Annotated in this window: 22 protein-coding genes; 17 read left to right on the top strand and 5 right to left on the bottom strand. The window is 50.0% G+C overall.

Going from position 1 to position 20,953, the window contains the following annotated elements; genetic code table 11:
* Window positions 1-50 precede the first annotated feature (50 nt).
* The 4 genes from M655_RS18945 (at window position 51) to M655_RS18930 (ending at window position 3,122) form a co-directional block, all read left to right on the top strand.
* Window positions 51-1,196 carry an IS4 family transposase gene (locus M655_RS18945; RefSeq protein ID WP_005837477.1) on the top strand — a complete coding sequence of 382 codons (1,146 nt, stop codon included), beginning with the start codon at window positions 51-53 and terminating at the stop codon, window positions 1,194-1,196.
* Window positions 1,197-1,372: 176 nt separating this feature from the next.
* On the top strand, window positions 1,373-1,678 hold the full coding sequence (locus tag M655_RS18940) for a DUF2380 domain-containing protein (RefSeq protein ID WP_353505641.1): 306 nt from the start codon (window positions 1,373-1,375) through the stop codon (window positions 1,676-1,678).
* A 10-nt stretch (window positions 1,679-1,688) separates the two neighbouring features.
* Window positions 1,689-2,342, top strand: coding sequence for an SMI1/KNR4 family protein (locus M655_RS18935; RefSeq protein WP_165329003.1), 654 nt, complete (start codon window positions 1,689-1,691; stop codon window positions 2,340-2,342).
* Window positions 2,343-2,648: 306 nt separating this feature from the next.
* On the top strand, window positions 2,649-3,122 hold the full coding sequence (locus M655_RS18930) for an RHS repeat domain-containing protein (RefSeq protein ID WP_286085863.1): 474 nt from the start codon (window positions 2,649-2,651) through the stop codon (window positions 3,120-3,122).
* A gap of 74 nt (window positions 3,123-3,196) precedes the next feature.
* Here the strand turns inward: M655_RS18930 and istB are convergent, their stop codons facing one another.
* Both istB and M655_RS18920 read right to left on the bottom strand, forming a co-directional pair.
* A complete protein-coding gene (gene istB / locus M655_RS18925; RefSeq protein WP_197186756.1) occupies window positions 3,197-3,940 on the bottom strand; it encodes an IS21-like element helper ATPase IstB in 744 nt (247 codons plus the stop codon).
* The gene (locus M655_RS18920) at window positions 3,937-4,719 is read right to left on the bottom strand and encodes a Mu transposase domain-containing protein (protein WP_286085862.1); all 783 of its coding nucleotides are present in this window, start codon (window positions 4,717-4,719) and stop codon (window positions 3,937-3,939) included. The genes istB and M655_RS18920 overlap by 4 nt, the downstream gene beginning before the upstream one ends.
* 48 nt (window positions 4,720-4,767) lie before the next feature.
* Here M655_RS18920 and M655_RS18915 point away from each other — a divergent pair, with 48 nt between their 5' ends.
* Complete coding sequence (locus M655_RS18915; RefSeq protein WP_221843694.1) at window positions 4,768-6,054, top strand: IS110 family RNA-guided transposase; 1,287 nt, start codon at window positions 4,768-4,770, stop codon at window positions 6,052-6,054.
* A gap of 389 nt (window positions 6,055-6,443) precedes the next feature.
* Here M655_RS18915 and istA read toward each other — a convergent pair whose 3' ends face one another.
* Together istA and M655_RS18905 are read right to left on the bottom strand one after the other, a co-directional pair.
* On the bottom strand, window positions 6,444-7,256 hold the full coding sequence (gene istA, locus M655_RS18910; protein ID WP_221842538.1) for an IS21 family transposase: 813 nt from the start codon (window positions 7,254-7,256) through the stop codon (window positions 6,444-6,446).
* Window positions 7,257-7,367: 111 nt separating this feature from the next.
* Complete coding sequence (locus M655_RS18905; RefSeq protein WP_286085861.1) at window positions 7,368-8,666, bottom strand: RHS repeat domain-containing protein; 1,299 nt, start codon at window positions 8,664-8,666, stop codon at window positions 7,368-7,370.
* On the opposite strand from M655_RS18905, the gene M655_RS18900 reads away from it, so the two are divergent.
* From M655_RS18900 to M655_RS18885, 4 genes are all read left to right on the top strand, one after another.
* Entirely contained in the window at window positions 8,632-9,846 is a 1,215-nt protein-coding gene (locus M655_RS18900; RefSeq protein WP_286085860.1) for an RHS repeat domain-containing protein, read from the top strand. The two genes, M655_RS18905 and M655_RS18900, sit on opposite strands and share 35 nt — an antisense overlap.
* Window positions 9,840-10,064: a hypothetical protein gene (locus tag M655_RS18895; protein ID WP_129552222.1), complete on the top strand. Its 225-nt coding sequence runs from the start codon at window positions 9,840-9,842 to the stop codon at window positions 10,062-10,064. The genes M655_RS18900 and M655_RS18895 overlap by 7 nt, the downstream gene beginning before the upstream one ends.
* Before the next feature lie 10 nt (window positions 10,065-10,074).
* Window positions 10,075-10,458, top strand: coding sequence for a hypothetical protein (locus tag M655_RS18890; RefSeq protein WP_005826558.1), 384 nt, complete (start codon window positions 10,075-10,077; stop codon window positions 10,456-10,458).
* A 436-nt stretch (window positions 10,459-10,894) separates the two neighbouring features.
* Complete coding sequence (locus M655_RS18885) at window positions 10,895-11,923, top strand: peptidylprolyl isomerase (RefSeq protein WP_286085859.1); 1,029 nt, start codon at window positions 10,895-10,897, stop codon at window positions 11,921-11,923.
* Window positions 11,924-12,000: 77 nt separating this feature from the next.
* Here the strand turns inward: M655_RS18885 and M655_RS18880 are convergent, their stop codons facing one another.
* Complete coding sequence (locus M655_RS18880) at window positions 12,001-13,068, bottom strand: superoxide dismutase (protein WP_005826554.1); 1,068 nt, start codon at window positions 13,066-13,068, stop codon at window positions 12,001-12,003.
* Window positions 13,069-13,237: 169 nt separating this feature from the next.
* Here M655_RS18880 and racE point away from each other — a divergent pair, with 169 nt between their 5' ends.
* From racE to clpX, 8 genes are all read left to right on the top strand, one after another.
* Complete coding sequence (gene racE / locus M655_RS18875; RefSeq protein WP_026558435.1) at window positions 13,238-14,050, top strand: glutamate racemase; 813 nt, start codon at window positions 13,238-13,240, stop codon at window positions 14,048-14,050.
* Between the two features lie 103 nt (window positions 14,051-14,153).
* Entirely contained in the window at window positions 14,154-15,206 is a 1,053-nt protein-coding gene (locus M655_RS18870; RefSeq protein WP_026558434.1) for a GerMN domain-containing protein, read from the top strand.
* Window positions 15,207-15,419: 213 nt separating this feature from the next.
* Window positions 15,420-16,181 (top strand): ribonuclease PH, encoded by a 762-nt coding sequence (rph, locus tag M655_RS18865; protein ID WP_007782491.1) that lies wholly within the window; start codon window positions 15,420-15,422, stop codon window positions 16,179-16,181.
* Entirely contained in the window at window positions 16,174-16,767 is a 594-nt protein-coding gene (locus M655_RS18860) for an XTP/dITP diphosphatase (protein ID WP_026558433.1), read from the top strand. The genes rph and M655_RS18860 overlap by 8 nt, the downstream gene beginning before the upstream one ends.
* A 45-nt stretch (window positions 16,768-16,812) precedes the next feature.
* Complete coding sequence (locus M655_RS18855) at window positions 16,813-17,337, top strand: metallophosphoesterase family protein (protein WP_005826546.1); 525 nt, start codon at window positions 16,813-16,815, stop codon at window positions 17,335-17,337.
* 142 nt (window positions 17,338-17,479) lie between these two features.
* The gene (gene tig, locus M655_RS18850) at window positions 17,480-18,772 is read left to right on the top strand and encodes a trigger factor (protein ID WP_005826545.1); all 1,293 of its coding nucleotides are present in this window, start codon (window positions 17,480-17,482) and stop codon (window positions 18,770-18,772) included.
* 169 nt (window positions 18,773-18,941) lie between these two features.
* A complete protein-coding gene (gene clpP / locus M655_RS18845) occupies window positions 18,942-19,523 on the top strand; it encodes an ATP-dependent Clp endopeptidase proteolytic subunit ClpP (RefSeq protein ID WP_005826544.1) in 582 nt (193 codons plus the stop codon).
* 20 nt (window positions 19,524-19,543) lie between these two features.
* A complete protein-coding gene (clpX, locus tag M655_RS18840) occupies window positions 19,544-20,809 on the top strand; it encodes an ATP-dependent protease ATP-binding subunit ClpX (RefSeq protein WP_005826543.1) in 1,266 nt (421 codons plus the stop codon).
* Window positions 20,810-20,953: the final 144 nt, after the last annotated feature.

The following is a 20,953-nucleotide window of genomic DNA, read 5'->3' as shown; positions in this document are numbered from 1 at the left end:
ACTGGAAAGGTCAGGTAGTTCCTGTCCAAATCCAACGCAAAGGATAGACCATGGACAAGAATACCCTATTTTCTTCATTTGGTAAATACATTTCACCCATTAATATTGTGAAATTTCAACAACGGATAGACGAAACGGATCAGGACAAGTACGTGAAAAAGTTAACGACCAAAGCATATCTACTCCTGTTTTTGCATGCTCAACTTCAGCAACGAGAAGGACTCCGAGCCATTGCAGATGATGTTTTATCAAAGAAATTCCAGCGAGAGTTAGGACTGTCGTCGATTAGTCCCGCTCAGCTTAGTCGCAAAAACAATCGAGTAGATCCAGCTTTGCTTGAAGAAATATTTGTTGACCTTGTAGGGCAAATTCAGAGACACTCGGGCAACACGTATTCCCTTCGAAAAGACATGAAAATCATTGATTCTACAACGATTGGGCTGTGTTTGCAGAAGTACAAATGGGCAACTTTCCGTAAAACCAAGGCTGGCATCAAACTTCATCTTCGTCTCGTCTTTGCCGACCAGGGGGATGTGTATCCTGAAAAAATAACCATCACGGGTGCCAAGTCCAATGACCGCACTCAAATGGAATCGTTGATTGATGAGATCGGTATGATGTACGTCTTTGATCGAGGGTATGTGGATTATGAAAAATTTGATGAATACACGGACAAAGGCATCTTTTTCGCTTCTCGTCTAAAAGATAACGCCGAAATCCGTCATCTTTATGAATTCAAAATCCCCTTGGAAAGCTCCGTTTTATCGGATTCCATGATCCTTCTTGGAACGCCTCAAAAGCGGGTAGATAACGTGCTGCGACTCATTGAAACGCTTGATTCGAAGGGAAATCTCATTCGAATCATTACGAATCGGTTCGACCTGGAAGCAGAAGAACTCAGCGACATCTATCGTTGGCGTTGGCAAATTGAGCTGTTTTTCAAGTGGATAAAGCAGCATGTAAAGATCAAGAACTTCTATGGAACGAGTGAAAATGCGGTACGAAACCAAGTATTACTCGCACTCATTGCCTACTGCCTGTTGCTCCTTGTCAAACTGGAACAAAACAGTCAGCACAGCTTGTTGCAGATCAGGAGATGGCTAAAAGTGTTTCTTTGGCAAACGTTCGAACAATGGATAGGTAGAATGAATTACCAGTCCAAACGAACATCCAGAGGGCGACAGAAAAGGAATTAGGTATTGGTTGCTGTTATCACGATTGTAATAAATGTATAAAACTACCAAATGGACAGTGGCTACCTTTTGCTTGGTTGCTGCCGTTTTTGGTTGTGTAGCTGAAAATGTCATTCAGAATACTTCGACAAATTACGAACGCATTTTTTATGCAACGCTAGTGAGAAAAACCTAAACTTCTGTTAAATCAAGCCACTAAAGTAGCAGATCATCACATTTTCCCAAAATTTAGAGGGAACGATAAGTATGCTAAATTTTTTAAAGAAAAAGGAATAAATGTGGATGATTTTACGGTAACATTAGCTCATGGGAAAGATAGCCACCATCTAAAATTCATTCATGGACAAGGAAAGTGGAACGAGACTTGGAAAGCATGGATAGATGCGAATCCAAATGCAACAGCTAAGGAAATATTCCAACAAGCAGGGAAAATGATGGATGAGTATGGACTCTCGGGTATCAGGATTCATCCATATAAAAAGTAGGGGAGGTACTATGCAAATAGTAAATATTTTAAACGAGACTTACGAAAAATTGTCACGAATTCCAGATTTATCATTGGATCAAATAATCATTGCCCCTCCTATTGATCCGTATGAATTAACTGAAATCGAAAATACTATTGGCTTTACTTTTCCCAACGTTTTAAGAGAGTTTTATTTAAATGACTCTCAATCTGTTACATTTAACTGGACTTCCTCAAACGGTAACTATGGTGAGGAGTGTAAGATAGGAGGGATTAAGATTCTCTCACCAAGCATGATTAGAGATGATTACAATGAAATGCTTCAAATGGTCGAAGAAGCCAAAGAAAATGATGAGGATTTAAAAGATAATGCTGGATTAATGGCACTAATAAATGATTGGCCAAACTGGATACCAATTATTAGGTTTATGAATGGTGATGCATTTTGTATAAATAAAAAAGATACTTTACAAACAGTAGTCTTTTTAGAACATGATGTAATGGATGGTGGGCCCTATATTCATGGTCTTACAGTAGCTTTAAATATTATTGATCTGATGGAAAAATGGTCGAAAGTGGGTTTTGTGGAGCTATTTGATTGGTCCCAATATGTAAAAGATAACAGTTTAGATGTAACACATGCTGAACTGAGTAGGCTTAGAGAAGCTTTGGCACTGGCCTGAAAATTATATTCGGCGTTGGATTTAATCTACCCCAAACGAGTAACCAACTACTCGCCTGGGGTTTTTTATTTAGCGACAGGCCGCACAAATAAAAATGGTTAGCGTCATGGAACTCTGTCAATAACCGCCCGTATCAACTGGAGCAAACCTCCTTCAAGGACGGGCTGGTGCGACTTTTTCAGGACAGATACGCGTTAAGCTACGCGTCAACAAAGTGACGTACAGCTACACATTAAAAACACCAAAGGGCACGAACACATACAGGCTGGAAAAAAGCTATGCGGACAACGGCCAGTTTTACGAGCTGTGGAAAGTGCCCAAGGACCAGTTACCTCGTCCGGCGAGCCGTACTATTCGAACCTTTCCTACGAGTACAACGACCAGTATTTGCTGCGAAAAGAAACGGAAATTCACTCGTTCCCGGTGAACTTGTCGGGCTACAAAAGCCAGATTACCGAGCGAACCTATGAATACACGAATGCGCAGCTTTATTCGATCACGGAAAACTTTGGCGGAAAGACGAGGACGCAAACGTTTCCCGCATACGATTCGTACGGCGTGCAGCCTACGCAAATATCTCTGACCGGAATCGAGCTGGAGAGTGGGAAAACGGACGTCCTGAACTTCTCGCTGGAGATCGACAACCAAGGCCAGGTAAAAAGCCAGACGTACCCAAACGGCAGCAAAGTCACCTACGAATATGACACGCTGGGAAGAGTCCTCACCGAGAGCTTCCGCCACCAGGGCGCGACCCGCTGTGAATGTCAATCAAAATGTTGACCACCGTGCTCATCAAAAAATTGACCACCATGGCAAAAATCAATCCACCCGTCGGGTGGGTAACTTTTTCATGATCACGATCTTTGAATGCTCTGCTTAAAGCGATAACTGTCTCCATTCATTGCAAAGATATGGGCACGATGGGTAAGCCGATCAACCAAGGCTGACGTCATTTGCTCATCTTTGAAAATCTGTGTCCATTCCGTAAAATCCAGATTGCTGGTAATGATCATGCTTCCTTTCTCATAGCGAGCCGCACAAAATTGGAATAATAACTCCGCCCCGGTCCGACTCAGAGGGACAAACCCGACTTCATCCAAAATAATCAAATCTGTTTTCAACCATTGCCTCTCTAACTGGAGGATTCGCTTTTGGGACTGAGCTTCCATAAGCTCGTTACATATTTTAGCAGCAGTCCAAAACTGGACGGAATAGCCTTGATGGCAAGCTTCCTTCCCGAGTGCAATGGAGAGATGAGTTTTTCCAGTGCCAGAGTTTCCGATAAACATGATGTTCTCTGCTTTTTCGATGTACTCACAACGAGCCAGTTGAAGCAATTTGGGCTTATTGAGAGACGGAATCGCCGAGAATTGAAATTGATCGAGCGTTTTCATAGAAGGGAATTTAGCGTGCTTGATGCGACTCGCAATTTGGTTAGCATCCCTTTGCTGAACTTCTTGCTCTAGTAGGGCTAAGAGGAACTCCTCGTAGGGAATTTGCCGTTCAGCAGCATCATGGGCGATTTCCTTATAGACACGTTTAATCGCAGGTAAACGAAGGCGTTTCGCGTAGGTTTCAAGCAGGAAACTCGTACTCAATGAACCACACTCCTTTTCTGTAACAAACGATTATACTGGCTAAGATCTGGGGCCTTTACCTGAATACGTGGAACAGAGCTATCCTCCGCCAACGAGAGTTGGGGCAAACGGTGTTCCGGCAATGTTCGCTGAAGCAATAATTGCCTTACGGCATCATACTGGAACATCCCTTTTTGGCAGGCCTCCCCCAGTGCTTCTTCGACGAGAGAAGTATCGAATTCACGGTGCAAAAGCAAGAGTCGAACGAACTCCTTCATCCCTCCTGGTCGGTTACGGCACTTGTCCAAGAACTTTTGGTAAATGGCGGGTAATCCTGCCTGATGCAATGGTCTAGCATAAAGAACTGCTCCTGGGCGAATAAGAAGTAAATCCAGATAATGATCGTATTGCAAAATCTCCTTTCCTTTTTCCAAGCACCGCTCATGCGTCGCAATCAGGCTTTTTCCGTGATACACCTCAATTTTTTCAGCAAATACTCGGCAAATAAGTTGGGTCGATGCATAGGAAACCGGGACGGAATAGGCATTTTTTTCAATGTGGATCATGGATAGCGTATTGCTTTTCACGGGTACAACACGGAAACAATCCAATGGCCGTGGAGGCAATGGAAGCATGATGGGCAACTCTTGAACAAATGCTTCTCCAACCGTTAGGGAAGACCGGGGAACGGTTGTATTCTCGTAAGAGATACATTTTTCGAGGAGCCATTCCTGTAATGAAGAAATTTGAGCTTTGAAAGAAAAAAGCGCCTCCTGTATGCTGGGTCTTGGAATGGTCACATTCACACTGCCCTAATGAAAAGGAGGACGCTCTACATGAAGTATAAGCTGAAACAGAAACAGAATCAACGGATTACACGAATTACCGAAAAAACACTGGTTGTTGGCGCGGACATCGCCAAAAAGATTCATGTAGCTCGAGCCGTGGATTTCCGAGGCATTGAGCTTGGGAAAGAATGTGTGTTCCACAACGATCAGGAGGGGCTAACGAAACTGGCTGCGTGGATGAAGGAGCTTGGCCGGATACATGAGAAAACCGACATCGTATTTGGCATCGAGCCTACCGGACACTACTGGTTCCCGTTAGCGGCATTTTTGAAGGAGCAAGACATCAGGGTCGTCGTCGTGAATCCGCACCATGTGAACAAGAGCAAAGAACTTGAGGACAACTCGCAGACCAAGAGCGACTACAAGGATGCGAAGGTCATTGCCGACCTGATTCGGAGCGGGAAATATTCAGAGCCCAATTTGCCGACCAAGGAATATGCAGAGCTACGCATTCTGATGAATTTTCGGGAGAAGGTCATGGTGAGCTTGAATCAAGTGAAAGCTCGGATTACAAACTGGTTTGACCGCTACTTTCCGGAGTATCCACAAGTGTTTAAGGACTGGGAAGGCAAGGCATCACTGATGACCATGCGCCAGTTTCCCACTCCAGAGGAGATTGTCTCGATAGGCGCCAGAGGCGTTCTCACACATTGGAAGACGGAAATCAAGCGTGGGGTGGGCATCAAGAGAGCGGAGCAGCTCTATGCTGCCGCTACGGTCTCTATCGGGCTTACCGAGGGGCTGACAGCTGCCCGAATCGAGCTTGCCGCCTTGCTGCAGCAGTACGATCTGTACTGCAAGCAAGAAGAAAGCATTATGACGGAAGTCCTGCAGATTCTGGAGAAGATCCCCGGAACGAAGCAAATGCTGAGCATCCCAGGGATTGGCATTCTGACCGTCGCCGGCTTCTTGGCGGAGGTTGGCGATCTGAACAACTACGACCATGGACAGCAGATCATCCGTCTGGCTGGGCTGAATCTGACGGAGAACAGCTCTGGAAAACGTAAGGGAAAGACCGGAATCAGCAAGCGGGGGCGCTCTCGCCTAAGAGGCATCTTGTTCCGCTGCATGCTGCCGATGGTAGCCAAAAACAAAGAGTTTAAAGCGCTCCACGAGTATTATACAACGCGTAGTCAAAATCCGCTCAAGAAGAAGCAATCGATTATCGCCTTATGTGGAAAACTGGTTCGCGTCCTCTATGCACTGGGGACAAAGCAGAAAGAGTATAACGCAAACGAAGTATTGGGGCCGATTCGACAAGCCCAGCTACAACAAAGTGCTGCATAAAGCTTATCAACAAACCTGTCATCTCGCTTATTCACATGTGTACAACCATGACAACGGAAGCACCGGAGAAGCCGAAGAATTATAATCCATAAGGGCAACGACCCAGTCGAGGAGCTAGAATCGGCCTCCACCCCTTGAGAGGTAGAACGAAGGAATGTAAGGGCATAGACCCAGCGTGACATGGGAGGGTAAACCCCGAGGGCGGATGTGGAGATCCACTGTGCGATCATACCTTTTTATCCACAGTCTGGAAACTGGTGATTGCAGGCTCTATTCCCGCCACAGCCCTTACAGAAATATTTGTATCTCCTTCAATCTTCCGACAAGAGCTTTAAGATGTCAAAGTTAAAAAACAGAGAATGAGCGAGAAAACAGGAGAAAACATTACTTTATAGTGGGAGGATTTGATTTAGCTCCTCCAGAGAAGAAACACTAGGCACAGGTGTAAAAAATTGCCTCTGGGCAAACTGTACGAGGTTTTCCACTTGGCCTTTTTGATGCCCTTTTCCCGGATCACAGAAATAGCTTTCAAACAGGTAGTGGGCACGTAGCTGAATAAATCGCTCTTGTTCCTCGCGATTTTTGCCTTCCAATACCTTCTTAACGGCTGTTGTCAGGTTGTCGTATGTGATGACTTGGGGAACAGCACCGAAAAATTCAAAAGCATCTACATGACCTTGGAGAAGAGCCTCTTGCTTCTGATGAGCAAATGTCTTGATGAAAATCTTTCTGCTGTATGTGCAACGCATACAAAAGACTTGAACCTTCACTTGTTTCCCTTGTAAATGAACCGTAACCTCACCCCAGTCAAATTGGGCAAATCGCCCTGGCGGGAAATCAAGAGGGACAAATGCTTTAGGAGGAGAAACCCGCAACTCTCTGACGTAGCGTCGTACAGTAGATTCACCGCCGGTGAATCCATGTTCGTCAACGAGTCTCTGGTAAATACGTTTGGCAGTATGACGCTGCTTCGGGGGAGCCTGTTCATCTTGACGCAGCCATTCCAAGATGATGGGCTTGACAAAATCAATGACTGGCTTCGGCTTCGGTTTTGAAAGCTGGTATACAGGGATTTCCGTTGATGTCAAGGCTTTTCGTATCACTTGACGCGAGTAGCCAGTTTCGCGAGAAATTTGACGAATCGACTTCCCTAGCAGAAAGTGTTGTTTCCTGATAAACTCATAATTAGCCATCTGAAGCATTTCCTTTCCTCCTATATCTTGTTGTCTAGACAACTACAAGATACAGGAAAGAGGTGCTCAGGTGGTCAACTTTTTTATGAGCGATGTACCACTAGGTGGTCAATTATTAGATTAGCATTCACAACCCGCACCACCACGTACGTGTATCGGGACGGTGAAGCATCCGGCACGAGCGCGGAGGGGCCGGGGATCGTCGAGAGAATTTTGCCGGACTCGTCTCGGGTCATCACCTACTACACGCCATACGGAGACATCGCCTATCAGGAACAGAGAGGGACGAGCGGAGGCAAACGCCCGCTGGTAGAAAACGAGTTTCCCTTTAATACTTCGCCAATTCATAATATCTGCTGCCAAAGATTGTGCGGCCTTTACCCTTGCCGTATTATCGTTATCACCTGACCACTCAAATTTCCTTACATCCTCTTTATATAAACCTTTGAAATACGTAACAAAATCATCTTTCCAAGTAGAATTATCTGAAAACGTCCCATGAACTAGCCATGCATCATGTCCTGTAGGATCAATATACCTAACCGGATTGTTGTGAGTATACGTATACCTGTTGAGCGTCAGCGGATTGTCAACCTGTCCCTTAACCGTATCCTCCGACACAAACCTCCCCATCTTCGGATCATAATACCGCGCACGCAGGTAGTAAAAACCGCTCTCCTTGTCGTACATTTCCCCTGCATACGCAAACGGGTTCATCATCGTTTCCTTGACTTTGTCCGCAATCAAGTTGCCCCAGATGTCGTACTCATACGTATTTAACACATTCCCGCTCGGACCTTTGATCTTCACGACATCCCCGTGGCTGTTGTAATAGTACGTGCCTTCCTGGTTCGTCGTGTAGTCTTTGCGCCAGATCAGTTGGTTACCAAAGACGTTGCGAGCTTTGAGCCGTCCGTCCTGGGTCAGTTCCTCGATCACTTGCCCGTTCAAGTACACGTAGTGGGTCGTATCCGTGACGCTTCCGGTCTGCTGTTTCGTCGCGCGCAGGCCGCCTGGATAGTATGTGTACGTCGTTGTCCCTTTGGCGTCCTTGTATTCGGTCAGGCGATTCAGCAAATCGTGTTTCAGTTCGTAGCTGCGCGTCGAATCGGCGGGTGCGTTGGCATAGATTTGGCGGTTGCCGCGGCGGTCGTAGGCGTACTGGCGGGTGTTGCCCTGGATCGTTTCTTCTTTGATCCGGGACAGCTTGTCGTAAGCGAACGTGCCGTAGTTGGCTCCGCCGCGCTTTTGGCTCGTGATGTTGCCGAACAGGTCGTAGCCGTTGGTCTCGCTCCAGCCGTCGGCATAGTTCATCCCCGTGATCTCGGCAAAGGAGCTGATCGTCTTCTGCATCGCCGACGACTGGCCGGGGTAGGAGACGGTGATGCAGAAGACGATCAGCTCCTTTGCCGAGATCACGGGGATGAACTATGCCGACGGCTGGAGCGAGACCAACGGCTACGACCTGTTCGGCAACATCACGAGCCAAAAGCGCGGCGGAGCCAACTACGGCACGTTCGCTTACGACAAGCTGTCCCGGATCAAAGAAGAAACGATCCAGGGCAACACCCGCCAGTACGCCTACGACCGCCGCGGCAACCGCCAAATCTATGCCAACGCACCCGCCGATTCGACGCGCAGCTACGAACTGAAACACGATTTGCTGAATCGCCTGACCGAATACAAGGACGCCAAAGGGACAACGACGTACACATACTATCCAGGCGGCCTGCGCGCGACGAAACAGCAGACCGGAAGCGTCACGGATACGACCCACTACGTGTACTTGAACGGGCAAGTGATCGAGGAACTGACCCAGGACGGACGGCTCAAAGCTCGCAACGTCTTTGGTAACCAACTGATCTGGCGCAAAGACTACACGACGAACCAGGAAGGCACGTACTATTACAACAGCCACGGGGATGTCGTGAAGATCAAAGGTCCGAGCGGGAATGTGTTAAATACGTATGAGTACGACATCTGGGGCAACTTGATTGCGGATAAAGTCAAGGAAACAATGATGAACCCGTTTGCGTATGCAGGGGAGATGTACGACAAAGAGAGCGGTTTTTACTACCTGCGTGCCCGGTATTATGATCCGAAGATGGGGCGGTTTGTGTCGGAGGATACGGTTAAGGGGCAAGTGGATAATCCGCTTAGTTTGAATCGATATACGTATGTGAGTAATAATCCGTTAAAGTTTGTGGATCCGAGTGGTCACATACAGGAGATGACGGGAGGAGTAGGTGGCTTTTCCTCACCGGCAGAAGAATACATGCATTGGGCAAAGGTTGCGGCACGAAGGGCATACGAAGAGGGGATAGAACCCGAAGATGCGGTAAGAAAGTATGTACCAACGCAGTATCAGAGGGAAGTTCTTTCGACAGCTATCGTTACATTTAACAATACGGTTGGCATGAATCATGGGGATGCTCCTGATTTGGGATTGGGAGCTGCTGGTGCGGGGGCAGCAGTAGGGACAATTAGAAATCCAGGTAAAAATGTTGCAAACGGGACGGGTAATGAATTTAATAAAGCAAGTTATCAGAAACCTACAGCCAATAAAACAACATTATGGGATATTACTAAGATATGGTAAAGGCTAATTATAAAGGGAAGCCTATCAATGTTTATGAGGATTCCAATGGCCTTTGGTGGGCAAAGGATTTACAGGGTGATGGAGGTTCAGCATTTAAAGTATTTAAAAGATCAGGTAAAGAATTAAATTGGTATAGAGATGCTGATCCGTATGGAAATTTTATTCCTCTTGATTCAAAGCATAAAGGCCCTGTGGGATTAAAACTAAAAATTCAGTAGGTGTTAAGATATGTATTTGGGAGAAAAAGATGCAAAAAAATTAATATCATTAGGCTTTAAGAGAACATACTATGTGGATGAAATTGCACCATTTGATATTTACAAGCTTAACGATGATGAGTGGTGTGTAGGTGGGAGAATTATTCCCGATGAAATATTGTTATCACCCGAAGAAGTTTATAAAAATGGCTTATGGCTTCCAAACATCTATGACTTAATGTTATGGCTTGAGAGAAACGAATTTAAGTATATTTTAAGTCATAATTATGAAGGTTTATTATACAGAATCGAAGTCTTTGATGAGGATAAAAATATTCTAGTGAAAGCAAAAGGAGGCACAGTAGAAAACGTCTTATTTAAAGCGATTAGTAAATTGTTGGAAATGAAAATATAGAACTATATATAACTCGAAAGCCCCAAACGAGTAACCAACTACTTGTCTGGGGCTTCTTTTTTCCTCTATATGCAGCGCGAACAATATTGATTTTGTGGAACAATTAACAGAATAGAAGATTCTTTGGCATTATGTGTCGTCCAGCAAGTATCAGCAAGCGCCACTCACGATTACCTGTGAACGCTCACCAAAATGTTGACCACTTTGCTCATCATAAAGTTACCCACCTGACAGTTTGAGCACACGTCATCATTTTCACACCTAATTGCAAATGTTTTTACTGAGCCAAGGATCGTCAAGGGCTTGCGTAGCAAGGGGTTTACCCTTTATCCTTGACGATCCTTGGTGCAGGAAATAAAATGCTACTTTGTGTGAAAAAAAGCATCGTAGGTGGTCAACTCGAAGATGAGCGTTTGCTCCAAAAATGGTCAACTTTTTGATTAGCATTCACAATTACCGCTCCGAAGTCCAGTCCCACCAATTTCGCCCGCACAGTGGGGACAAGCAGGAGGTAGCAGATTTTGCCCAGGCGCTGGTGAAGCATCGGGCGAATCCGGCTGAGCTGGAGAAGCTGCTGGCCAAAGACTCGTTGAACCATTTTGCGATGCAAGACTATGTAAAAGGGTTGGCGCTGTTCAAGTCCGTTCAGGTCGTCGAGGCCGTGCCGGAGAAGCTGTACACGGTGACAAAGGAAGATGCCTACAACAATTACCGCGCCATCGTGAAGTTCAAATATGTCGGCTATACGGCAGACAACAGAGTGATCGAAAAAACAGATTGGATCGGCCTCGTCAAACGCGGCAGTATGGACGGGGCCGCCTGGCAGGCATGGGGCGTCATCTGGCAAGATTCCGGGATCGATGTGTCCGATGTGAGGCTGATCCAGCTCGAAAAGCCGCAAAAAGGAGAAGAAATAGGCGTGATGACCACAGATGCGGGGGTCATCAAGCTCAGGCTGTTTCCGGACAAGGCTCCGAAAGCGGTGGAAAACTTTAAGACGCTGGCCAAAAAAGGCGCCTACAACGACATGATTTTTCACCGGGTCATCAACGATTTCATGATTCAGGCAGGCGAACTGACAGGGCCGGATGGCAAGGAGCTGCCGAGCATATACGGCCAAGATTTTGAAGACGAGTTTAACCGCGACCTGTTCAATTTCCGCGGAGCGCTCAGCATGGGCAACGCGGGACCCAATACGAACAGCACACATTTTTATATCGTACAAAGTCCCAAGGTAGATCAGGAGTACCTCGATCTATCCGCGCTCCCACTGAATGCAGAAGCCAAGTACAAGGAAATAGGCGGACGGGCCTACCTGGACAACCGCCACACGGTATTTGGGCATGTGTTTGAAGGGATGGAAGTCGTCGACAAGATTGCCGCGCAAAAAACGGATGAGACGGCAAGGCCGCTGAACAATCCGGTGAAGGTGCAGAAGATCGAGTTTGTCATTTACAATCCGTAAACGCAACAGAAACCAGGTACCCCCTTTCAGCCCGATGCTTTTGGGAGAACAGGGGGCTTTTTGCGAAAAAAAGCAGCTCAAAACGGTTCCCAGCGCAGTTTCCGCGCCTGCTGGAAGCGCTCCTGCACGTAGGGCCAATGGACGATGTTCCACCAGTTTTCCACGTATTTGTCCCGCTGGTTTTGATACTGGAGAAAATAGGCGTGCTCCCAGACGTCCAGCACGAGCAGCGGGACCGTATCCCACTGCGCCAGGTTTTGATGCTTTTCCGCCGTCAAGATTTCCAGGTGCTGGGCGCGCGGTGACCAGACGAGGATCGCCCAGCCGGGGCCTTCCACTTTTCCGGCTGCCTGGGAAAACTGCTGCTTGAATGCGTCAAAAGACCCGAAGTACCGCTGAATCGCTTCAGCCAGATCGCCTGTTGGCGTGCCGCCTCCGTGCGGGCTCATGGACGGCCAGAAAATCGTATGCAAATAATGGCCAGCTCCGTTAAAAGCCAGCTCGCGCTCCCAGTGGCGAATCAAGTCGTAGTTGCCGCTTTGGCGGGCTTCGACCAGCTTTCGCTCCGCCGTATTCAGATCGTCTACGTACTTCTGGTGCAGCTTCTCGTGATGAATGCGCATCGTCTGCTCGTCGATATACGGCTCAAGGGCGTTCGGCGCGTACGGCAGCGGAGGAAGCGTATGACGGCCAGGGGCGACGGGGCGTGCGACGCGAACCGGCTCGCGTGCGGTGTCTCGCACGGCCTGGTAGGCAGCAGGGGCGGGGATGGCGGCCTGGTTCATCTGCACGGGTGTGACTGCGAGCGCCTCCTGTGCTCCTTGAACCGCTTCCGTTTCCAAAAGCTCCTCGTGCGCCATTGTCGGCTCGTCGAACCGTTCATCCTCCGTAAGCTGGGCCAGCCGCAAAAAATGGTGGAACTGCTCCTGTACTTGCTCTGCCCGCGCGATGAGCGCCGGGAGCAACTCTATTGCTTCGGTCTTATCCATCCGCGTAGCCTGTCTTCCTATTTTGGTAAAAGATTCTTCAAATTTGTGCAGATGCCGCTCCAGCTCCCGGTTCAGTGTTTTTTGTCTCCGCAAATGATCGATCCATTGGCAGCCCCACTGACTCCAATCCAGCAATTGCTTGGTTTTCTCTTCCAAAAAAATTCCTCCTCACTTGGGCGCATCTCATTTTCAGATTATGAACGCAGCCCAGAGAAGGTGCGACATTCGCGGAGTACAAGAAAATTAAACTCGGCATATGGTAGTAGCACAAATGTTTGAGTGGTATGCTGTACTATATTCATTACAACAGGGGAGACACATTTGCATGAGTAGAGATGGAGCGATTGCCGTCATTGATTCAGGAGTGGGAGGATTGACCGTAGCCAAAGAAGTCATGCGTCAGCTACCCGAAGAAACGATCATCTACGTAGGAGACAACGCGCGGTGCCCGTACGGCTCCAAGTCCCCGGAAGAGATTCGGACATACAGCTTTCAAATGATTGATTACGTCATGAATACGCCGCTCAAGGCGCTGGTGATTGCCTGCAATACGGCAACAGCGGTCGTCCTGGAGGAAGCGATGGCTTATTTGCCGCTGCCGGTGATCGGGGTGATCGAGCCGGGAGCGCGTGCAGCCGTTTCGGTGACCAAAAATGGACGGGTTGGCGTGATCGGAACCGAGATGACGATTCGCACGAAAGCATACGAACGTGCCCTCTTGCGTGCCGAGCCGGATTTGTATGTGGTGGGCAAGGCTTGTCCGGCGTTCGTACCGCTGGTGGAAAATCATCAGGCGAACTCGGACAAGGCGCGCATGATCGTAAAAGAAGCATTGGCGCCTTTGCTCGCGGAGAATCTGGACACTTTGATTCTCGGCTGTACCCACTATCCGCTCTTGGCGCCCGTGATCCAGGAGGTCATGGGAGAGGGCGTCCGGTTAATCAGCTCCGCCGAGGAAACAGCGCGCGAGTTGTCCGTCCAGATCGCTCCGTTGGCTGGTCGCGGACAGCAAGAGCCGGGCCAGCATCTGTTCGTCACGAGCGGAGACGCTGAGCGCTTCCGGACGATCGCCGAAGAGTGGCTGGCCAGCAAGGTGAACGTCCTGCATCACTCCCTGGAAAAATCGGTACAGCCGTAAAAACGCGGCTGGCTGTCCTTTTTGCCAGACAAACTTTCAACGCATAAACCCAAGCCCTGCTCGTATACATGGTAGTACAAAGTGTCTGGAGGAGGCTGGGGAAATGAAGATGGGACACATAGGCAAAATGACGGCCGTTCTGGGGGTAAGCGCCGTGCTTTTGTCGGGCTGCGGTCTGTTTGGCCCGGAATCGGAAACGAGCAGCATCGACGCACCGCCACAGTCACAGGTTTCAGCCGATCAGCCAAACGGTACAGTTTCACCCGATGTCGCCGTCCAAGGCAGCGAGCAAGCGGTCCAACAGACAAGTGACAAGACCGTCTATCTGCTCGACGCAAACGGCTACGTCGTACCGGTGTCGCTGACGCTTCCGAAATCAGAAGGTCCTGCCAAGCAAGTGTTGAGCTACATGGTCAAGGGCGGGCCTGTTGAGAGCATGCTGCAGGGAGGCTTTTCAGCCGTGCTGCCGGCAGGGACGGAAGTGAAAGGATTGGTTATCAAAGACGGCGTGGCGACGGTGGACTTTTCCAAAGAGTTCAAAACGTATGAGGAAAAAGACGAGAAAAAAATTCTCGACGCAGTGACGCGGGCGCTGACCGAGTTTTCCAACGTCAAGACGGTGCAAATCTGGGTGAACGGAACACCGCTTACCGAGATGCCGGCCGCCAGCACGCCGATTACGCAGTTGGACCGCAACCACGGGGTCAATCTGGAGCTGGCGGACGGAGCGACACCGGGCAATACGTCAGCGGTCACGGTTTATTTCCAGGGGCAACTGGATGACAAGCGCACGTACTACGTTCCGGTCACCCGTCTCGTTCCGGAGACAGCGGACATCGCCAAGGCGACCGTGGAGGAGCTTATCAAAGGGCCGAAGCAAGGCTCGCAACTGTTCAGCTCCCTGCTGCGGACGACCCGCGTGCTGGACGTAAAACAGGAGAAAGACCTGATTACCGTCAACCTGAGCAGCGACATTCTCAAGTACGACGACGGCAAGGAAGCAAGCCCGGAGGCGCTGCAATCCCTCGTGCTTTCCTTGACGGACTCGACGGGAGCCAAGCAGGTGCAGCTTCTCGTCGAGGGCAAACCGCTTGCCAGCGGCGATTTTACGAAGCCTGTGAGCCGTCCGTTGCAGCTCAATCCGATCGCGTTTTAATTCCGTCGAGCCTGCCTACCCACGCCCGAATGTTGCGAGCGTGGTTTTTTCTTTTCCAAACATTTTTTCGCGCCCCCTTTACCGCCAAAAAAGAGTCAACCGAATATTTGCAATTGCTGTAAATAAGGCAGAGTCGTTTGGGCAGTGGCAGATCGTTTCCTGCCTCTGGTATAATGAGCGGAGTGTATCAAAGCGATTTAGGAGGAACTTGGAATGAGAGTGGATGGCCGTGCCCATGACCAGTTGCGCCCAGTAACGATTACGCGCAATTACATTAAACACGCAGAAGGATCGTGCCTGATCGAAGTCGGAGACACCAAGGTAATTTGTACGGCAACTCTGGAGGATCGGGTACCGCCTTTCATGCGTGGCGGCGGGAAGGGCTGGATCACAGCCGAGTACTCCATGCTTCCCCGCGCGACAGCGACCCGCAACGCGCGTGAGTCTTCCAAAGGCAAGGTCGGAGGACGGACGATGGAAATTCAGCGTCTGATCGGCCGCGCGCTGCGTTCGGTGGTGCATCTGGAGGCGATGGGAGAACGCACGATCTGGCTGGATTGCGACGTGATTCAGGCGGACGGCGGTACGCGCACCGCTTCCATCACGGGCGCGTATGTGGCGATGGTCGACGCGATGCAAAAGCTGGTGGAGAGCGGCGTCTGGAAGCAACTGCCGCTGAACGATTTTCTGGCGGCGACCTCTGTTGGGGTGATCGGCGAAGAGACCGTGCTGGATTTGAACTACAAAGAAGACTCGACAGCGACGGTGGACATGAATGTCGTCATGACAGGCAAAGGCAAGTTCGTCGAGCTGCAAGGCACCGGCGAGGACGCGCCGTTTTCCCCGGAGCAGTTGCAGGAGATGATCGCGCTTGCGAAAATCGGGATCGGCAATCTGATCCAGAGCCAGAAGCAGGCGCTCTCTGATGTTCCCCTGACGTTTGCCGAAAACGTAGCGGAGGAAAGCCATGTCTGATCGAAAAAAAGTCGTCCTGGCGACACGCAACCAGGGAAAAGTGAAAGAGTTCAACCGACTGTTTGCCGATTACGGCTGGGAAGGCACCAGCCTTGCGCAGTACGAGGGCGTGCCGGAAGTGGTGGAGGACGGGGACACGTTTGAAGCCAATGCGCTGAAAAAGGCAATCGAAATCTCTACATACTTGCAACTGCCGGCTCTTGGCGACGACTCCGGGCTGGAGGTGGACGCGCTGGACGGACGCCCGGGCGTCTACTCCGCCCGATACGCCGGGGAAGAAGCGACAGACGAACAAAACTGGCGCAAGCTGCTGCACGAGCTAGAAGACGTGCCGATGGAGCAGCGCACCGCGCGTTTTCGCTGCACGTTGGCGCTGGTCGTTCCGGGCGAGGAGCCGATTATCGCGACAGGCGCCTGTGAAGGGCTGATCGCTCGCGAGCCAAAAGGAACAAACGGCTTCGGCTACGACCCCGTCTTCTACATTCCCGAGCTGGAAAAAAGGATGGCGGAGCTTTTGCCGGAGGAAAAGAACCAGATCAGCCACCGGGCCAAAGCGATGCAGAAGCTCTTGGAAGTGCTGAAATAGCGGGCGCACAGCCTGACAGAAGAGAACACGGGAGAGTGAGGCGCGATGGGCATTCTCGTCGTAAGTGACAGCCACGGTCTTGTCCGCGAAGTTGCTCAGGTGGCAGACCGACATTCGGTCGACAAAATTTTGCATTGCGGCGATTTTTGCGTCGACCACAAGCGCGAGCCGTTTTCCCGGATGACGCTTGTGCGAGGCAACTGTGATGCGACTTCTGAGGTTCCTGTCGAGCAGCAGACCAACTGGCGGGACCTGCACATCCTGCAAACGCACGGGCACCTGTTCGGAGTCAAAAGCTCGCTCCTTCGCCTGCATTACCGGGCCGAGGAAGTCGGCGCAAACGTGGTCGTCTTCGGTCACTCGCACGTTCCGGCCTGTGGCGTGGAGCGGGATATTCTGTTTTTGAATCCGGGCAGCCTGCAGTTGCCGAGAGGCTTTGACGTGCCGACCTACGCGATCATCGAGGAGACGGGCGTCACGCCAAAAACGGTTCAGGTGGCCGTCACCTTTTACGACTACCAGGGCAACGTGGTGCGTGATTTGGGCGGAAGCTATTCGATTCGGCGCTGAATCGAGTGGCTTCTTGTCAAATAAAAGATTTATGCTATACTAGAATGGTTATAATGGCTAGAATATTATCATCCGAGCCTGCGAAGATACCATGGCGCGGCTGGCGATGTTCTGTTGATTCGATTTAGGAGGGGAAGTTTACGTGGCAGCAAATTGGGAAAAGGTAGAGAATAACCAGGGAGTCCTGACGGTTGAGGTAGATGCTTCGCAAGTAGACGCAGCATTGGATCAAGCGTTTAAAAAAGTTGTGCAAAAGGTTCAGGTTCCAGGATTCCGCAAAGGAAAAGTACCGCGCAAAATGTTCGAATCCCGTTTTGGTGTGGAGTCTCTGTACCAAGACGCGCTCGATATTCTGCTTCCAGCCGCTTACGGACAAGCTGTTCGTGAAACTGGCATCGAGCCGGTAGATCGTCCAGAAGTAGACGTAGAGCAAATGGAAAAAGGGAAAAACCTGATCTTCAAAGCTACTGTAACCGTGAAGCCAGAAGTGAAGCTCGGCGACTACAAAGGTCTGACCATCGAAGAAAAAGACTTCACTGTGACTGACGAGACCGTGGATGCTGAACTGAAGCGCATGCAAGAGCGTCACGCTGAACTGGTAGCAGTTGAAGAAGGCGCTGCCCAAGAAGGCGACATCGTTGTCATTGATTTCGAAGGCTTCCAAGACGGTGTTGCATTCGAAGGCGGAAAAGCAGAAGACTACTCTCTGGAACTGGGTTCCGGCACTTTCATCGCTGGCTTTGAAGAGCAACTCGTAGGTCTTGCTATCGGCGATGAAAAAGAAATCAAGGTAACCTTCCCGGAAGAGTACCATTCTCCTAACCTCGCTGGCAAAGAAGCGGTATTCAAAGTGAAATTGAACAGCCTGAAGCGCAAAAACCTGCCAGTGCTGGACGACGAGTTCGCAAAAGACGTGAGCGAGTTCGACACGCTGGAAGAGCTGAAAGCTGACACCAAGAAAAAACTCGAAGAAAAAGCTGCGCAAGAAAAAGAACAGTATGTTCGCGAACAACTGGTTCTGAAAGCAGCGGAAAACGCGGAAATCGATCTGCCGGCTGTGATGGTTGAGCACGAGCTGGACCAAATGGTGAACGAGTTCGGCCAACGCCTCCAATACCAAGGCATGACACTGGAGCTGTACTACCAGTTCTCCGGTATGGACGAAAGCCAACTGCGCGACCAACTGCGTGCAGATGCGACCTCCCGCGTGCGCACATCTTTGACACTGGAAGCAATCGGCAAAGCGGAAAAAATCGAAGCGACAGAAGAAGATGTAACCGAAGAGCTGAACAAGCTGGCTGGCGTTTACGGCCGTCCTGCTGACGAGCTGCGCAAAATCTTCACTGCCCAAGACAACATGCTGGCACTGTACCGCGACGTGCAAATTCGCAAAACAGTCGATTTCCTGGTTGCACAAAGCAAAGTAAGCGCATAAGCTTAGGAAGAACGCATGATTGGCCAGTGGTCAGGCTCTCTTGGCCACTGGCTGTACCAACTACAAGGCACGATGCACTCGTGCCTTGTTTTTCCACCATCGACTTTTTGGTAAAATCCTTCTCAACTAAAGGGCGCCCCCTTTTACCGCAAAGGAGGAAAGATACATAATGCTGATCCCAATGGTCATCGAGCAAACAAGCAGAGGCGAGCGCTCCTACGATATTTACTCGCGCCTCTTGAAAGACCGGATTATTCTGCTCGGCACGGAGATTGACGATGAAGTTGCCAATCTGGTAGTGGCCCAACTGCTCTTTTTGCAGGCGGAAGATCCGGAAAAAGACATTTCGCTATACATAAACTCTCCAGGCGGTTCTGTAACAGCAGGTATGGCTATCTACGACACGATGCAGTACATCAAGCCGGATGTGTCCACGATTTGCGTGGGCATGGCTGCCAGCATGGGAGCGTTTCTCCTCGCTGCTGGCGCCAAAGGCAAGCGCTTTGCTTTGCCAAACAGCGAAGTGATGATTCATCAGCCACTCGGAGGCGTGCGTGGACAGGCAGAGGACATCCGTATTCACGCGGAATGGATTCTGAAAACGAAGCGCCAACTGAACCAGATTTTGTCCGAGCGTACAGGTCAACCGTATGAGCGGGTCGAGCTGGATACCGATCGCGACAACTTCATGAGTGCAGAAGAAGCCAAGGCCTATGGATTGATTGACACGATTATCGAACGCAAAAACTGACCCGTTGTGAGGTGAAGCGCATGTTTAAGTTTAACGACGACAAAGGCCAACTGAAGTGCTCCTTCTGCGGCAAGTCCCAGGAACAGGTGCGCAAGCTGGTAGCCGGTCCTGGCGTTTACATTTGTGACGAGTGTATCGAACTGTGCAACGAAATTGTGCAGGAAGAGCTGGGCACGGAAGAAGAAATCGACATGAAAGAAATTCCGAAGCCTGTGGAAATCCGCAAAATCTTGGACGACTATGTCATCGGCCAGGACTTGGCGAAAAAATCGCTGTCTGTAGCGGTGTACAACCACTACAAGCGGATTAACTCCGGGGCGAAGATCGAGGATGTGGAGCTGCAAAAGTCCAACATTCTGCTGATCGGGCCGACAGGTAGCGGGAAAACATTGCTCGCGCAAACGCTGGCGCGCATCTTGAACGTGCCGTTTGCGATCGCGGACGCCACCTCTCTGACGGAGGCCGGCTACGTGGGCGAAGACGTGGAAAACATTTTGCTCAAGCTGATCCAAGCTGCTGACTACGATGTGGAAAAAGCCGAAAAAGGCATCATCTACATCGATGAAATTGATAAAGTCGCACGCAAGTCGGAAAACCCTTCGATTACGCGCGACGTTTCCGGCGAAGGCGTGCAGCAGGCTCTCCTGAAAATTTTGGAGGGCACGGTTGCCAGCGTTCCACCGCAAGGCGGACGCAAGCATCCGCATCAGGAATTTATCCAGATCGACACGTCGAACATTTTGTTCATCTGTGGCGGTGCATTCGATGGGGTAGAGCAAATCATCAAGCGTCGTCTGGGCAAAAAGGTAATCGGCTTCGGCGCTGATTTTGCCGATGGTGTCAAAGGCGATCTGAAAGCGGGCGAGTACCTCAAGTACATCCTGCCGGAAGACTTGCTGAAATTCGGCCTGATCCCAGAGTTCGTCGGCCGTTTGCCAGTTCTGGCTACATTGGAGCCGCTGGACGAGGAGACGCTCGTGCGCATCTTGACCGAGCCGAAAAACTCGCTGGTGAAGCAGTATCAAAAACTGCTCAGCCTGGACGGCGTCGAGCTGGAGTTTGATGCCGGCGCCCTCCTGCAAATTGCCAAAGAGGCGATCAAGCGCAATACCGGTGCGCGCGGACTGCGTGCCATCATCGAGCAGATCATGCTCGACATGATGTATGAGCTGCCTTCCCGCGAGGACGTGACCAAGTGCGTCATCACGGAAGAAACGGTGCGCGACAAAGTGAAGCCGCGCCTTATGACCAAAGAAGGCCGCGAGTTGCACGGCGAAACTGCATAATCGTTGTTTGAGCGAACCATCCCGCTTTTGCGGGGTGGTTTTTGTTTTTTCAAGAGACGTTGCTATCTTTTTCCATATTCATCCAGTTGGCTTTGCGGGTTTATGGTTTACGTACTCGTTTGCGGGGCAATACTACTTGATATC

This window comes from Brevibacillus sp. NSP2.1 (assembly GCF_000470975.2).
GTDB lineage: Bacteria > Bacillota > Bacilli > Brevibacillales > Brevibacillaceae > Brevibacillus > Brevibacillus agri.
Note: the sequence above shows the minus strand (reverse complement) of the source record. Positions and strands in the feature narration are given on the sequence as shown.

Coding starts and splice junctions, on each gene's coding strand:
- clpP (WP_005826544.1), top strand. CDS start 18,942: ATGCTGATCCCAATGGTCATCGAGCAAACAAGCAGAGGCGAGCGCTCC.
- M655_RS18945 (WP_005837477.1), top strand. CDS start 51: ATGGACAAGAATACCCTATTTTCTTCATTTGGTAAATACATTTCACCC.
- racE (WP_026558435.1), top strand. CDS start 13,238: ATGAGTAGAGATGGAGCGATTGCCGTCATTGATTCAGGAGTGGGAGGA.
- M655_RS18895 (WP_129552222.1), top strand. CDS start 9,840: ATGGTAAAGGCTAATTATAAAGGGAAGCCTATCAATGTTTATGAGGAT.
- istA (WP_221842538.1), bottom strand. CDS start 7,256: ATGCTTCAGATGGCTAATTATGAGTTTATCAGGAAACAACACTTTCTG.
- M655_RS18935 (WP_165329003.1), top strand. CDS start 1,689: ATGCAAATAGTAAATATTTTAAACGAGACTTACGAAAAATTGTCACGA.
- rph (WP_007782491.1), top strand. CDS start 15,420: ATGAGAGTGGATGGCCGTGCCCATGACCAGTTGCGCCCAGTAACGATT.
- M655_RS18900 (WP_286085860.1), top strand. CDS start 8,632: ATGCAGAAGACGATCAGCTCCTTTGCCGAGATCACGGGGATGAACTAT.
- M655_RS18860 (WP_026558433.1), top strand. CDS start 16,174: ATGTCTGATCGAAAAAAAGTCGTCCTGGCGACACGCAACCAGGGAAAA.
- M655_RS18870 (WP_026558434.1), top strand. CDS start 14,154: ATGAAGATGGGACACATAGGCAAAATGACGGCCGTTCTGGGGGTAAGC.
- clpX (WP_005826543.1), top strand. CDS start 19,544: ATGTTTAAGTTTAACGACGACAAAGGCCAACTGAAGTGCTCCTTCTGC.
- M655_RS18855 (WP_005826546.1), top strand. CDS start 16,813: ATGGGCATTCTCGTCGTAAGTGACAGCCACGGTCTTGTCCGCGAAGTT.
- M655_RS18890 (WP_005826558.1), top strand. CDS start 10,075: ATGTATTTGGGAGAAAAAGATGCAAAAAAATTAATATCATTAGGCTTT.